14 protein-coding genes and 2 pseudogenes are annotated in these 13721 nt (G+C 72.5%); 9 read left to right on the forward strand and 7 right to left on the reverse strand.

The window, feature by feature from the left end; all coding sequences use genetic code 11:
* Nucleotides 1-3: 3 nt before the first annotated feature.
* Nucleotides 4-327 (forward strand): annotated as a pseudogene (locus Q0Z83_RS55780) (nuclear transport factor 2 family protein); the annotation flags it as partial.
* Nucleotides 328-415: 88 nt separating this feature from the next.
* On the opposite strand, the gene Q0Z83_RS16215 reads toward Q0Z83_RS55780, so the two are convergent.
* The gene (locus Q0Z83_RS16215) at nt 416-1225 is read right to left on the reverse strand and encodes a hypothetical protein (RefSeq protein WP_317794760.1); all 810 of its coding nucleotides are present in this window, start codon (nt 1223-1225) and stop codon (nt 416-418) included.
* A gap of 173 nt (nt 1226-1398) precedes the next feature.
* Between Q0Z83_RS16215 and Q0Z83_RS16220 the strand changes: the two genes are divergently transcribed.
* Nucleotides 1399-2196 (forward strand): universal stress protein, encoded by a 798-nt coding sequence (locus tag Q0Z83_RS16220; RefSeq protein ID WP_317794761.1) that lies wholly within the window; start codon nt 1399-1401, stop codon nt 2194-2196.
* On the opposite strand, the gene Q0Z83_RS16225 is transcribed toward Q0Z83_RS16220, so the two are convergent.
* Together Q0Z83_RS16225 and Q0Z83_RS16230 are read right to left on the reverse strand one after the other, a co-directional pair.
* The gene (locus Q0Z83_RS16225) at nt 2189-2812 is read right to left on the reverse strand and encodes a DJ-1/PfpI family protein (protein WP_317794762.1); all 624 of its coding nucleotides are present in this window, start codon (nt 2810-2812) and stop codon (nt 2189-2191) included. The two genes, Q0Z83_RS16220 and Q0Z83_RS16225, sit on opposite strands and share 8 nt — an antisense overlap.
* 11 nt (nt 2813-2823) lie before the next feature.
* On the reverse strand, nt 2824-3783 hold the full coding sequence (locus tag Q0Z83_RS16230; RefSeq protein ID WP_317794763.1) for a GlxA family transcriptional regulator: 960 nt from the start codon (nt 3781-3783) through the stop codon (nt 2824-2826).
* Between the two features lie 104 nt (nt 3784-3887).
* On the opposite strand from Q0Z83_RS16230, the gene Q0Z83_RS16235 reads away from it, so the two are divergent.
* Both Q0Z83_RS16235 and Q0Z83_RS16240 read left to right on the forward strand, forming a co-directional pair.
* On the forward strand, nt 3888-4628 hold the full coding sequence (locus Q0Z83_RS16235; protein ID WP_317794764.1) for an NAD-dependent epimerase/dehydratase family protein: 741 nt from the start codon (nt 3888-3890) through the stop codon (nt 4626-4628).
* Between the two features lie 223 nt (nt 4629-4851).
* Nucleotides 4852-4995, forward strand: a pseudogene (locus tag Q0Z83_RS16240) (cell division protein DivIVA); the annotation flags it as partial.
* Nucleotides 4996-5028: 33 nt separating this feature from the next.
* On the opposite strand, the gene Q0Z83_RS16245 reads toward Q0Z83_RS16240, so the two are convergent.
* Nucleotides 5029-5439 carry a MarR family winged helix-turn-helix transcriptional regulator gene (locus Q0Z83_RS16245; protein WP_317794765.1) on the reverse strand — a complete coding sequence of 137 codons (411 nt, stop codon included), beginning with the start codon at nt 5437-5439 and terminating at the stop codon, nt 5029-5031.
* A gap of 54 nt (nt 5440-5493) precedes the next feature.
* On the opposite strand from Q0Z83_RS16245, the gene Q0Z83_RS16250 reads away from it, so the two are divergent.
* From Q0Z83_RS16250 to Q0Z83_RS16260, 3 genes are all read left to right on the forward strand, one after another.
* Nucleotides 5494-6096 carry a TIGR03086 family metal-binding protein gene (locus tag Q0Z83_RS16250; protein WP_317794766.1) on the forward strand — a complete coding sequence of 201 codons (603 nt, stop codon included), beginning with the start codon at nt 5494-5496 and terminating at the stop codon, nt 6094-6096.
* A gap of 219 nt (nt 6097-6315) precedes the next feature.
* Nucleotides 6316-6633: a TraR/DksA family transcriptional regulator gene (locus tag Q0Z83_RS16255; protein WP_317794767.1), complete on the forward strand. Its 318-nt coding sequence runs from the start codon at nt 6316-6318 to the stop codon at nt 6631-6633.
* 5 nt (nt 6634-6638) lie between these two features.
* A complete protein-coding gene (locus Q0Z83_RS16260; protein ID WP_317797085.1) occupies nt 6639-7331 on the forward strand; it encodes a rod shape-determining protein in 693 nt (230 codons plus the stop codon).
* Here Q0Z83_RS16260 and Q0Z83_RS16265 read toward each other — a convergent pair.
* Entirely contained in the window at nt 7297-8298 is a 1002-nt protein-coding gene (locus Q0Z83_RS16265; protein ID WP_317794768.1) for a hypothetical protein, read from the reverse strand. The two genes, Q0Z83_RS16260 and Q0Z83_RS16265, sit on opposite strands and share 35 nt — an antisense overlap.
* Nucleotides 8299-8443: 145 nt before the next feature.
* On the opposite strand from Q0Z83_RS16265, the gene Q0Z83_RS16270 reads away from it, so the two are divergent.
* A complete protein-coding gene (locus Q0Z83_RS16270) occupies nt 8444-9802 on the forward strand; it encodes a hypothetical protein (protein ID WP_317794769.1) in 1359 nt (452 codons plus the stop codon).
* A complete protein-coding gene (locus Q0Z83_RS16275; RefSeq protein WP_317794770.1) occupies nt 9799-11262 on the forward strand; it encodes a Dyp-type peroxidase in 1464 nt (487 codons plus the stop codon). Before Q0Z83_RS16270 ends, Q0Z83_RS16275 begins: the two co-directional genes overlap by 4 nt.
* A gap of 1 nt (nt 11263) precedes the next feature.
* Here Q0Z83_RS16275 and Q0Z83_RS16280 read toward each other — a convergent pair whose 3' ends face one another.
* Nucleotides 11264-12391, reverse strand: a complete 1128-nt coding sequence (locus Q0Z83_RS16280) for a M48 family metalloprotease (protein ID WP_317794771.1) — start codon at nt 12389-12391, stop codon at nt 11264-11266.
* Between the two features lie 64 nt (nt 12392-12455).
* Nucleotides 12456-13691, reverse strand: a complete 1236-nt coding sequence (locus Q0Z83_RS16285) for a PD-(D/E)XK nuclease family protein (RefSeq protein WP_317794772.1) — start codon at nt 13689-13691, stop codon at nt 12456-12458.
* Nucleotides 13692-13721 lie beyond the last annotated feature (30 nt).

Consider the following 13721-nt stretch of genomic DNA (forward strand, 5'->3'; position numbering starts at 1 on the left):
CGGATGACGACGGCACAGTGGGCCGGAAACTGGGCGCGGACCTGGCGGACCGGCTGGCCGGCGCAGGACGTCGAGGCGATCGCCGCGCTCCAGGCGCCGGACGGTGACCATTGGGCGGGCGTCCAGCGGTGCTACCGCGGACGTGACGGGCTCCGCGAGTACCTCACCGAGTGTTTCGCCGAGGAGACCGAACCGGCCGAGGTGTGGTTCGCCGAACCGGTCGTGACCGGCGACACCGCGGCGGTCGAGTACCGGGCGATCATCTACCCCGGCGGGGAGGCACTGACCATCGCCGGTTGCACCGTGCTGCGGTTCGGCCCGGACGGCCTGGTCGTCGAGGCCCGCGACTACTCGCACACCGAGCCGGGTGCGATCCGCCCGGCCCACACCACGCTCTTCGGCGCCGACCGTCAGCTCAGCCGGCGGCCAGCAGGACCACCCCGACGAAGACCAGCACCGCACCCATCGCGGCCCGCCGGGCGAAGGTCCGGTCGAGTAGCCAGGACAGCGGGACCACGAAGAGGATGCCGGTCTCGCGCAGCGCCGCCACCGCCGGCACCTGCGACGGCTCGACCATCGCCAGCGCCGCCATGGTGAGACCACCCGCGGCGACCATGCCCACGCCGGTGACGACGGTCATCGGCCGTAGCGCGGCCCGCAGCTCCGACCGCCCGGCCACGAGCGTGCCCACGGTGACCGGCAGGGTCGACAGCCACAGGTAGGTCGCCGGATCGGCGTGCCGCAGCCCGTAGGCGGCCACGAACGGGAACCCGGCCAGTGACACCGCCACCGGAAACGCCGCACCCAGCACCCGGCGGTCCACCGAACCGGTGACGGTCAGCCACACCCCCACGCTGATCGACCCGACCGCGACGACCGCCCATCCCGGTACCCGGGCGCCGACGGCGACCGCCACGACCAGCACGAGAACCGGCCCGAGACCGCGGGCCAGCGGATAGACGGTGTGTGCCGGTGCCCGCGCGTAGGCCCGGTTCAGCACCAGCAGGTAGTAGATCTGGAAGGCGGCCCCGGCCAGCAGGTATGGCCACACCGCCGCCTCGATCGACCAGCGGCCGAGGGCGACCGGGGCCCACGCCACGAAGCCGGCCGCGTTGGTCACCGCCAGTACGCCGATCCCCCGGCCGCCACGGGCGAACAGCACGTTCCACAGCGCATGCACCAGCGCCGCCGCGAGCACCAGGGCCAACGCCCCACCCGGGACCATGGCTCCCTCCGAGACGACTTCTACTAATACCCGTGCCGCGATCCCACCGGCGAATGACACGGGACGGGACTTTAGACCCTGCCGGAAGAGTCGGATTTGTCCAACAGTGGGAAGGAGCCCGGACCACATCGCGACCGCACAATGTGTACACGTCAAGGGAGGGATCCGCAGCCATGGGCAGGATCGTGGTCGGATATGACGGATCGCCGTATTCGCAGGCCGCGTTGTCGTGGGCGCGCGACGAGGCGGTCCGGACCGGCGCGCCGATCGAGGTGTTCCACGCCGACGAGTGGCCGGCGACGGCGCCGCCGATGGTGCCGCTACCTCTGCTGCGGCCGGACCGGACGGTCGCCGAAGTCATCGACGAGATCCTGGAGAAGGCGGTCGCGGCGGTCCGTAAGACGCATCCGGCGGTCGACGTGACGACCCGGGCGGTGCGCGGACACGCCGCCGCCGCGTTGATCGACCGTTCCCGGGACGCCCGGCTGATCGTACTCGGCGGGCACGGCCACAGCGTCGTGGCCGGACTGCTGGGTTCGGTGATCTCGGCGGTCAGCGCGCACGCCCGCTGCCCGGTCGTGGTGGTCCGGGGTGTGCCGGAGCCGGACGCCGCGGTGATCGCCGGCGTCGACGGCTCCGAACTGACCCTGCCGGTGCTGCTGTTCGCCGCCGAGCGGGCCACCGCGCGGAAGGTGCCGTTGCGGGTGATCCGGGCCGACCCGGAGCAGGCAGCCGCGGGTGCGCCGGTCGCGGTCGTCCGGGAACGTTTCCCCGGCCTGACCATCCAGGTGGAGGACACCCTGGAACATCCGGCGGCGGCACTGGCCCGGGCGAGCGCCGCCGCGCAGCTGCTGGTGGTCGGCAGCCGCGGTCGTGGCGCGGTCACCGGGCTGCTGCTCGGCTCGATCAGCCAGCACCTGCTACGGCATTCGGCCTGCACGGTCGCGGTGATCCACCGCGAGGTCAGCTGATCAGGCTCAGCGCGGTTTCGGGAAGTCCGGGCGGGGCGGTCGCCGGGGAGCCGCACCGGTACGGGGGCTGCGGGTCGTACTCGATGGCGAGTTGCACCGCCTGCGCGGTCCGGTCGTCGACGGCCTGGCCGAGTAGGGACAACGCCATGTCGATGCCGGCCGACACGCCGGCTGCGGTGACGATGTCGCCGTCGCGGACGACGCGTTCGCCGACCGGGGTCGCGCCGAACGTGGCGAGCTGGTCCAGCCACCCCCAGTGGCTGGTCGCGCGGCGACCGTCGAGCAGCCCGGCCGCGCCGAGCAGGAACGAGCCGCTGCACACCGAGGTCGTCCATCTGGCGTGCCCGCGGGCCGAGGCGATCCAGTCGAGCAGCGCCCGATCAGCGAGGGCCTCGACGGTACCGGGTCCACCCGGGACGACCACGATGTCCGGTTCGGTGAGGTCCGCGTACCCGGCGGTGGCCTGCAGGGTGAGGCTTCCGGCGTCGTCGGTGACCGGTCCGGCCGTGGCGGCGACGAACGTGACGGTCCAGCCCGGGGCGAAGGCGAACACGGTGTAGGGCCCGACCGCGTCCAGTGCGGTGAACCGGGGATAGAGCGCGATCGCGACGTGCATGGGGTCTCCTGTCAGGACGTGGTGGTGAACCGGCGCCGGTATTCGCCCGGTGCGACCCGCCAGAGGCGGCGGAACACCCGGAACAGGGTCTCCGGGGCGCCGATGCCGGTCTCCCGGGCGATCCGGTCGAGGGGGTGGTCGGTGGTCTCCAGCAGGCGGCGGGCGGCGTCGGCGCGGCTGCGTTCCACATAGCGGCCGGGTGACGTACCCACGCGGTCGGTGAAGACCCGGGCGAAATGCCGTTCGCTGAGCCCGGCGCGCCGGGCGAGGGCGGGCACGCTGAGGTCCTCGCCGGGGTTGCCGTCGATGAACGCCTGCAGCTCGCGCATCGCCTCGTCCGGGGAGGCGGCGGCCCGCATCGCCGGGCTGAACTGGCTCTGCCCGCCCGGCCGGTGCAGGTAGACGACGAGACCGCGGGCCACATCGTGGGCGAGGCGGGTGCCGTGGTCGTCGGCGACCAGCGCGAGCGCGAGGTCGATCCCGGCGGTCACCCCGGCCGACGTCCACACCGGTCCGTCCCGCTGGTAGATCCGGTCGGCGTCGACGGTGACGTCCGGATGGCGGCGAGCAAGCTCGCCTGCCGCGAGCCAGTGCGTGGTGGCCCGGCGCCCGGCGAGAAGTCCGGCCTCGGCGAGGAGCAGGGCGCCATTACACACCGATGCGGTACGCCGTGCGAGCCCCGAGATCCGGCTGAGGTGTCCGGTCAGCTCCCGGTGAAGCAGATGGTCCGGAACGGACAGACCGCCGGCCACCAGCACCGTGTCGATCTGCCCGGCGACGTCGGCCAGCGCGGTGGTCGCGTCGACCCGGATGCCGGTGTTGGCCGTGACCGTCCCGGCCGTTTCGGCGACGACCTCGATCCGATAGCCGCCACCGCGGGCCAGCAGGGTGGCCGCGGCGAACACGTCGGCGGGCCCGGCCAGGTCGAGCAGCTGAAACCCGTCGAACACCACGAACACGATCCGCCGCATGTCTTCATCGTGTCCGCCCGCACTGTCGGCGGCAACGACACGAACATTGCACATTCCGCCATCGTCGGGTTTGCGGTGGTCGTCGTGGGGAGAAGCGGACTCCGGTGTCGACTCTTCTGATCACCGGTGCCGCGGGTGGGGTCGCCCGCCGACTGATTCCGGCGCTCGCCTCCGCCTACTCCCTACGCCTGACCGACCGGACGCCGCTACCCGACGCAGTGACCGGTGACCTGCGCGACGCCGCCTTCGCCCGGGACGTGTGCTCCGGTGTGGACACGATCGTGCACCTGGCCGCCGACGCGAACCCGAACCAGCCGTGGTCGGCGCTCCGCGAGCCGAACGCCGACGCGGTGGTCAACGTCCTCGAGGGCGCGGTCGCCGCCAAGGCCGGACGGGTGGTGCTGGCCGGTTCGCTGCACGCGCTCGGCGGGCACGTCGACGCCGGGGCGGCCACGATCGGCGAGGACGCCGCCCCGTACCCCTGCTGCGTTTACGGCTCGGTGAAGGTATTCGCGGAGACCGTCGGGCGGTGGTACGCCGAGGAGCACGGCCTGCATGTGGTGTGCTTGCGACTCGGTGGGGTGCGGGACCGGCCGATGGCCCGCAGTTGGCTGCCCGGCTGGTTGAGTGGCCCCGATCTGGTGCGGTTGTTCACGGGGGCGCTGACCGCGGACGTCCGGTACGGCGTCTACCACGGCGTGTCGGCGAACTCAGGCGGTCTGTGGCGCCACGACCGGGCGACGGCCGAACTGGGTTACCGGCCGGTCGACGACTCGGCCCGTTTCGCCGCCGAGGTGCCCGACGATCTGTCCACCGGCGTCGGACGGACCCTGCATCTGACGTGAAGGCGTTAGCATGCCCGACATGAGGGGCTGGGGTCTGTTCCTGTTCGCCGGCGGAGCGGGGGCGCTCGTCGGGGCGGTCGCCGGGCGTGACGTGATGCCGTTCGCGATCGCGGCCGCCGTGGTGGGGCTGGTCATGCTGGTGGCCGGGTCGGTGTCGCGCTCCGGTGCCGACCTGATCGAGGACGCCAAGGTCCCGCGCCAGGCGGGCCGCGCGGATCGGTCCGACCGGCCGACGCTCGCGGGGCTCGGCACCCGGGTCGAGGACATCCTGAGACTGGCCGAAGAGCAGGCCGACGACCACCGGGCGGAGGCGAAACGGGAGGCCGATGCCATCATCGCCGCCGCGAAGGCCGAGGCCCAGCGCATCCACCCCGGGTAGTCCCCGGGTGCGGTGGCCGTACTAGACGAGTTTTTGCAGGATCGTCAGGAACGTCTCGCGTTCCGTCGGGGTCAGGCGGTCGAGCAGGTCGTTCTCGGCGGCCTGGATGGCCGTCTGGGTGGCGTCGCGCAGGCGGCGCCCCTCGGCGGTGATGGACAGCAGCCGCACCCGGCGGTCGGTCGGGTCCGGGCGGCGCTCGATCAGGCCCCGGGCGGCGAGGTCGTCGAGGATCCGGATGATCCGGGTCTTGTCGGCGCCGATCGCGTCGGCCAGCGCGTTCTGGGTGCGGACCGGCTCGGAGTCGAGGTTGAGCAGCACCGCATACGCCCACATGGCCAGGCCGTGCGCCTCGAGGATGGGCGCTTCGAGGGCGAGCAGGGTGCGGCCGAGCGGGCCGATCATCGCCGCTAGGTCGGGCCGCCGGCTGGTCACAGCGTGCAGAATACCGGCTTGCGCAGATGATAAGCACGTGCACATGATAGGCGAATGCTTACTGATTTTCCGCGGCTCCTCGACCTCGACCGCCGGGCCGTCACCCTCAGCGTCGACCTGATCGCCCCGGTGACCGCCGCCGACCTGACCCGCCCGACCCCGTGCACCGGCTGGGACCTGGCCGACCTGATCGCCCACATGACCGCCCAGCACCGGGGATTCGCCGCGGCCGCCGCCGGCCGGGGCGCCGACCCGCAACCGTGGCAGCCGGTACCCGTCGCCGACCCGATCACCGCCTACCGCCAGGCCGCCGCGGACGTGCAGGCCGCGTTCGCCACCGCCGAGGACACGGCGTTCACCATTCCCGAGTTCGGTCCGCGGACCTTCCCGGCACGGATGGCGCTGAGCTTCCACCTGGTCGACTACGTGGTGCACGCCTGGGACGTGGCGGCCGCACGCGGGGTGCCGTTCGAACCCGCGCCGGAACTGATCCCGGCCGCCCTGCCGATCGCGCTCGCGGTGCCCGACGACGACCGGCGCCTGTCACCGCAGGCACCGTTCCGGCCCGCGGTGTCGGTCACAGCGACGGCGACCCCGCTGGAGAAGCTGCTGGCCACGCTGGGTCGGGACCCGGCCTGGCCGGGTCCGGCGAAGTAACCGTTTGGCAGGCCGCGAAGGGCGGCCTATGGTGTTCGAATGCTTCCGGTGAGGTCTTTCGCGCCCGCCGTCACCGCGGTGACGGCTGCGATCGCTGCCCACCGGCCGGTGGCCGCGCCGGATGGTCGCGGCCCACCGGCGGAGCGTTTTCGACAGGAACGACCGCCCAGGGCGAAGCCGAACCGGCTTCGGCCTTTTTTGTTGTCCGGAGGAAATCCCGTGAGTACGAACATCGACAATCGCTTCGCGGTGGTGCAGGCTGCACTGACCGACGAGTTGGACCGGCAGACGGCCCGGCTCAAGGAACTCACCGAAATGAACGCCGACACCGGCGATCCCGGTGAGTCACACACCCAGGATGCTCTGCTCGCCGCCACCCGACGTAGCGTGGAGCAGGTGTCCGGGGCGTTGCGGCGAATCGCCGACGGCGCCTACGGGCAGTGTGAGGGGTGCGCGGGGGCCATCCCGGCGGAGCGGCTAGAGGTCTTGCCGCACGCGCGGTTCTGTGTTCCGTGCCAGCAGAAGCAGGTTGGGTGACGAAGATGGCCTCGGCGATCGCTGTCGATCTGGGCAGTGACATCGCAGGTGTGTGGACCGAACGGCAGGGCGTGGTCAGTGGCCGGTGCGATGGCGCCGGTCCGCTGATCCGCCGGGGCCGGGTGGTCGACTTCGACGGTTGTGTGGCCATGCTGTCCCAACTGGTCGGCACGTTCGCGCTGCCCGTGCCGTCGGGCGGCGTGGTGGTGGCGTGCCGTCCGGTCCTGGCCTCCGGCGACGATCAGGAGACCACCAAGCGGGTGCTGAAGGCGGTGTTCGAGCCGTCCCGGTTACTGCTGATCGACAGTGCCCGGGCGGCCGCGATAGGCGCCGGCGCGACGGCCGGGATGCTGCTGGTCGCCGACGTCGGCGCGGAGCTGACCGAGGTCGCGGTGCTCGACTACGGTCGGGTCGTGGAGGCCCGCCGCACCGAGATCGGCACCCGTGACCTGGGCGGCGACGTGACGATCCAGGTGATCGCCGACCAGATCGCGGCGCACGTCGACAGTCTGGACGTCGCTCCGCCGGAGAACGGGCTGCTGCTGGTCGGTGACGGCGCTCTGCATCCGGGACTGGTCGAGGCGGTCGCCGCCCGGCTCGGCATCCTGGTGGAGCGGGCGGCCGATCCGCGGACCGCCGCGTTGAACGGCGCCGGCAAGGCGGCTATGTCATTGCTGCGACATCCCGGCGCCCGGTGAACACCGGCCCGCCGCTACGGCTGTGCAGCTGGGCCGCGTGCCCGGCCAGCGCGGTCGCGGTGATGTGCAGCTCACCGGCCCACTCGGCACTGTCGAACGCTGTCCGGTAGTTGGCCGTACAACCGATGAGGTGGCGGTGGAAGGCGGCGCCGAGCCGCCGATGATAGTCACCGAGCAGGTCCGCGGCGGGTCGCCCGTCGCGGACCACGGCCGTCGCCAGCATCGCGGTGCGCATCGCCTGCCCGGCACCGGAGCCGCTGAGCGGGTCGAGACGCAGGACGCCCCCGCCGACGTGCAGGCGCCCCGGCTCAGCCCGCTGCCGGGACAGCCACGGCGCGGCCGGCGCCACGACGACCCGCTCGGGCGGCCCCACGACCCATTCGTCAAGCCCGGCCGCCTCGATCTCGGCACCGAGAAAATCTTCCGGATCATCCGGGGGTACGGGTGAGACCGCCCGCAGAAACCCGCGCCCGTCCCCGAGCGGCACGGCCTGGACCCAGCCGCGCCAGGTCGTGGCCATCCGGCTGACCCGGGTCTCCGACATCGGGGCGTACCCGGTGATCGCCACCCGCCGCCCGACCGGCGGATTTCCGGCCGGCCGCGCCGAGGCCCGGATCGTCCAGTCCGCCGGCGGTGCCGTCTCGGCCCGTTCCACCCGGTCCGGCAGTCGCTCGGCCAGCACGGCGACGAGTCGCTGCTCGTTGACCACGAGCGCGGTCGACGGCGTCTGCACCGGTCCGGCGTCGATCCCCCACCTGCTCCACCGGCCGGTGAGCCGGTGTCCGTCCACCTCGCCCCACAGGCTGGTGAGCAGCGCGACCGTCGCCTCGTTGAGCACCAGCTCGGTCGGCGGCCCGGCCGGTTCCCCGCCGACGAGCGTCACCGCACCGCCGTCCCGGGCCGCCAGCAGCGCGCAGGTCAGCCCGGCCAGTCCGGCCCCGTGGACGGCAACCCGGTCAGCGTTCACAATGATCAACTTAGGATCGGCGGGTTCTCCGCGCCGATCACTCTGGGTATATCACCGTTTCGGGTGGTTTAGAACTTCGCCCCCATCGGGTGAGGTCATGGCGCGCCTCGCGTTCCGCGCCGCCGGACCGTTCAGGATTCCGGTCATGGGCTCGACTTTCGCACCACCGGCCAACGCCGGCGATCTGGATGAGACACAGCTGCAGGCCTGGTCAGCCGTGGTTTCCGCATGGCTCGACAGCGCGGTCGACCGGGTCGGCGGTCCACAGCGCGGCCGCTTCTTCAACCCGGCGCGCCGACCACCGACCGGCACTCCGGCCGAGCGGAAGATCGTGTGGGACGCGTTCCCCCGAGTGATCACCGTGAGTAACCCCGGCGATCGTGCGGCCGCCCGTGCCGCCGCCGACGAACCCGCCGATCTGGGCCGACACCGGTTCCGTACCCAGCTGTTCGAAGGCCGCGACGAACCGGTCACCCTGCCGTTCCGCCGCCACGACGAGTACTGCGAGTGGTTCGCCGACCGGGACCCCGCCACCGGGCGTCTGCGCCGGTTCGTGTTCACCTGTGAGGGCCCCGAATACTGGCAGTTCATCGCGGCCGGGACCGCGGCCGTCGTCGACGACCTGTCCTCGGTGCCCGCCGGATCCCGGGTGGACGGCGACCGCGAGCTGCTGCTGCGCCTCTACCGCGAACTGGTCGGCCCGGACGTGCGCGAGCAGGACCTGTTCCACCAGTCCGACGTGTACCTGCGGTCCGGCGGCCGCAAGCAGGTGATCAGGCGGGCCGGCGAATACAACCCGAACAACAAGTGGAACACCACCCACGGGCTGGTCCACCTCACCCACCCGTCGAACACCCTGATGGCGGAGATCTTCCTCGGCGCCGACGCCACCGTGCTGCGGGCCGGGCCGGACGGCACACCGGTGACCGACGCGGGCCGGCTGATCTGCTGCGCCGAGTACGGCGAACCCAACCGGTCCAGCGACCCGACCATCGGCGCCGACGTCAACGACCTGGTCCGCGCCGGGCTCACCGTCTCGCTGCGCGACCCGATCGGCCTCTACCTGGACAGCATCGACACGTCCGGGCTGAGCGGCCCGGACGGCGAGGACGTCGGCGACTGGTGGCGGCCGGTACGCGGCAGCGGCCGGCTGACCCTGCGCGCCGAGTTCGCGCCACCGCCCGGAGCCACGTTCGGGCTGGAGGACGTGCGCGTCAACGGCGTACCCCTGACCCGTGCCGGGCAGCTCGCCGAACTGATCAGCATGTCGCTCTACGGCATCGGTTTCGACGCCGGGAACGGCGCGCCCGAGCCGCAGGGCTGCACCGGGCACGGCTGCTCCCAGGTCGGCAACCCCGATCTGCTGCAGATCGTCCCGGCCGGCTCCGGCTGCCCGTCCGGCTGGGCCGACGCGTTCCCGGAGCAGAACAGCGCCCCGCCGGTCACCGCCCTACCGGCGACCGGTCCGGCCGGTCGCCGCCTGACCCGGCCCAGCCTGCCGTGACCGCCACCGTCCCGGCCGCGCTCGCGAGCGCCGACACCACGGGTGAACCACTGCTGGCCCTGGACGACATCCAGGCCCACATCGTGCCCGGCTTCCCCGACACCGACCAGCGGTTCGTCGGCCTGCGCCTGCCCGACGGCGACCGGTCGGGCGACGCCGCCCGGGCGATGCTGCGGGAGCTGACGCCGCTGGTCACGTCGGCCCGGGCCGGGCTCCGGCATCGGGCGTTGCGGCGCACGACGGGCGCGGCCGGCGACGGTGTGGCGGCCGCGGTCGCGTTGTCGGCCCGCTGCCTGCGGGCACTCGGCCATCCCGAACTGGCCGCCGTCGACGAGGCCCTCGGTGTCGGCATGGCCGAACGCCGGAGCCTGCGCGACCCGGCTCCGAAGAACTGGGCGGTCGGCGCCCCCGGTGCGGAGATCGACATCCTGGTGATCCTGGCCGCCGACGACGAGACGCAGCTCGCCGTCGCCGAGGCACCGCTGCTGGACCCCGGCCACGGCCTGACCGTCGTCCATCGGGAGTCCGCGCGACGGCTGCCCGGCGACATCGAGCACTTCGGGTTCCGGGACGGGATCAGCCAGCCCAGCCTGCGCGGACTGGTCGACGCCGACACCCCGCTGGCGGCCCGCCATCCGATGCCGCCGATGCCCGACGGACGGGCCTACGCCCGCCCCGGTGACGTCCTGCTCTGGCCGGGGCAGTTCCTGTTCGGCCTACCCCGGCAGAGCAGCACGTCGGCGACCCGGCCGGCCGACCCGCGCCGGGTGCCGGACCTGGCCCGCAACGGTTCCCTGCTGGTCTACCGCAAGCTGGCCCAGGACGTGGCGGCGTTCCGCGGCGACACCGCGGCGATGGCGTCGGCGCTGTCGGTCGAGCCCGGGACGCTGCGGGCCTGGCTGGTCGGCCGCCGACCGGACGGTTCGCCGCTGTCGCGCGACGAGACCGACCCCGGGCCGGGCGAGCTGAACCACTTCGGGTACGACGACGACGTCCCGCCGGGTGCCGGGGTGCGAGGGGCACGGGCCGACCCGGACGGCGCCAGGTGTCCCCTGGCGGCCCACATCCGCAAGGTGAACCCCCGCGACCAGGAGACCGAGCAGGGCATCCAGCAGAACACGCTGACCATGATGATCCTGCGGCGCGGCATCCCGTACGGCCCGCTCTACGAGGACGCTCCGGACGCCGAACGTGGCCTGCTGTTCCTGTGCTACCAGACCGACCTGGCCCGCCAGTTCGAACTGCTGGCGCAACGCTGGGCCAACCGGACCGACCGGCCCCGGCAGGGCCTCCCGAACGGCCTCGACATGATCATCGGCCGCACCCGGCCGGGCGACCCCCGACAGGCCCCGCTCCCGGCCGGAACGGTCTCCACCATGGTCGACTACGTGACCCCGCAGGGCGGCGCCTACCTGTTCACCCCGTCGATTCCGGCCCTGCGGGCCCTGTCCGAAGGGTGACTCATCGCGCCCGGGCGGCCCGGATGCGCCAGGCGGTCGGCGGATGGGTCAGCCATCCCCACCGCGACCCCGAGCCCATCAGGTCCGCCCAGGCGCGCATGCCCGCCGGACCGGCCTGCCGGACCGCGATCCGGTCACAGGCCGACTCCGACCACCAGTACGAGGCCACCGTCACCAGCAGCCCGCCCACCGCGACGACCAGCATCGCCCGGAGATCGAAACTGAGGAGCGCACCCGTACCGAGGCCGATGAGGACGGCGGCACACATCGCCCGGATCGGCCCGTCGCGGCGGGCCAGGTGCGCCATCTCGTGCCACAGCACGAACCGCAACGCCTCCGGCTGCGCATCGAGCACCTCCGAGACGACCACCCAGCCGCGCCCGCGCCACCGGTGGCAACGATCGACTGTCGCACCCGGATGCACCCGGATCTCCAGTTCCCGGAGCCCCAGCGCGGCCCGCAACGACCGCAGCTCGTCCGGCCCGGCCGTCATGGCCGGAATCCCCGCGAGCGCACGGCCCAGCCTGCGCCGCGCCACCAGCGCCGCGACGCCGAGCCGAAGAAGGAACGCCACGCCGGCGACCGCCACCACCATCTCCGGGCCGGACGTCTCCCAGGTCACGGCCAGAACGACAACCCCGAGGAGGAGGTACGCAAGCAGGTTCGCGATCGCGCGGGCGACCGCCCGGCCGCGCCCGGGCAGCACCTCGGCACGCGAACCGATCTCCCCGAGCGCGACCCGGATGTCGCCGTCACCGCTCTCCCCGCAGCAGGTCCGGTGCCCGTCCAGCGCCGCGGCCAGCGCGGTCGTGTCGGAGCCCGCGTCTCGCAGCAGAGCAGCCGCACCCTCGTCGATGTCGAGAACCGCCCGAAGCAGTTCCGTCGTGGTCGTGCGATCACTGCCGTCCACGCGGGCCCGTTCGACGACGTCGGCCGCCGTCATGTAGACACGCACCGCACCGACGCCCCGAAGCCGCTCGGAGTCCAACCCCATCGCATGCCTGGCCCCGCCGTCGGCCGCACTGAGCCCGACGAGCAGGTGATAACTGTTGACCGGCTTCTCCCCCAGCCCGTGGGCGGTCTCCGCCGCAACCACGAGCGCCCGAAGCGCCTGGTCGGTCATCTTCATGATCCACACCCCCGGCCCGGGATGGTGCCACAATCGACGCCCGGCCGGGTACCCGCCCGCCTGTTCAGCCCGGCCCCGAGCCGACGTCCCCCTCGTCCCCGCCGGTCGTCTCGGCCGCGAACACCTCGTCGATCGGGCCGGACAACTCCCGCCAGCCGTCCTCCAGCGCGGTCCGGCAGCCCTCGGCAAGACTCTCCAGATCCTCGTCGGATCCGACCGGTGTGACGAACCGCCACCACAACCATCCCTGCGACAACTGGGAGTGCGTCCAGCCGAGCTGCACGGCCGGCGTCCTGAGTCGTTCGGTCAGTCGGCTCGCCAACCGGTCCTTCGTGAAGCGATTCGCCGATTCGATCCGCACACCGACATACGGCCACGTGGAGTCGCCGTCCACCAACAGACCGGCCTCGGTCCATTGCAACGCGATCGTCGCCCGAAACGCACCGAGCCGCCAGGACGACCGGGTCAGCTCGAATGTCTGGCTGCTCCCGACGGTGAACCATTCCGACTCGGCCGCAGCCAGGATCGCGGGGTCGACACCCTCCGCACCGCGTTGCGCCGCGGCCCCGATCTCCTTCACCGCCTCGCCGCGCAGCGACGCCCACTCCTGGATCTGGCTCCAGTGGCGCAGATAGAACTTCGTCTTCTCGTCAGGCATCGCCAGTCCTCCACCGTCGAGCGTTTCCCAGAGATCCCTCGCTCCGGCCGACGAGCCGGGCGGCAACGGTGCCATCAGCCCGGCGATGTCCCGCCAGGTCAGGGTGCTCCAGCCGGCCGGGGCGTCCCGCTCATGTCCGTCCCTGGCCAGGAACACGAGCGTGGCCGCCTCGGGCGCCCAGAGCTCGGCGAGCCGCTCGCACTGGTCGCCGTGCTGCTTGGCATTGAACTTCGCCTCGACCAGGACACAGGACCGGCCGACACGAACAACGAGATCCGCTCGGGTCTGGACGCCGTCCGCCGTGTACCGGCTCTCCTCCACCGTCACCCGAACCCGGGCCGCCTCGTCGAACGGCAGGCCGAGCTTCTCGAAAAACCCGCGCACCACCTGGTCGCCCAGGCCGTGGTGCTCCTCCGGCCGCAGAACCCACGCCAGGCAGGTGACGAGTCTGGTCTCGAGCCGATGATCTCCGAGGACCTCCATCAACGTCCGTTTTCCGGTCCGCCACCGCCCGGCCGCCCTGATCGCGGCCGCTTCCTGGGACAACGCGGCCACCCGGCTCTCCCAGGCCGTGACCTGCGAACGATCGATCGAGTTCCACTCAGCGGTCAGTTCTCGAAGCCGCTGTTCGTCGCCGATCACGGCGGCAATGCTTCCAGGCCCGGACCGACG

It is taken from the genome of Actinoplanes sichuanensis (genome assembly GCF_033097365.1).
GTDB classification, from domain to species: Bacteria; Actinomycetota; Actinomycetes; order Mycobacteriales; family Micromonosporaceae; genus Actinoplanes; species Actinoplanes sichuanensis.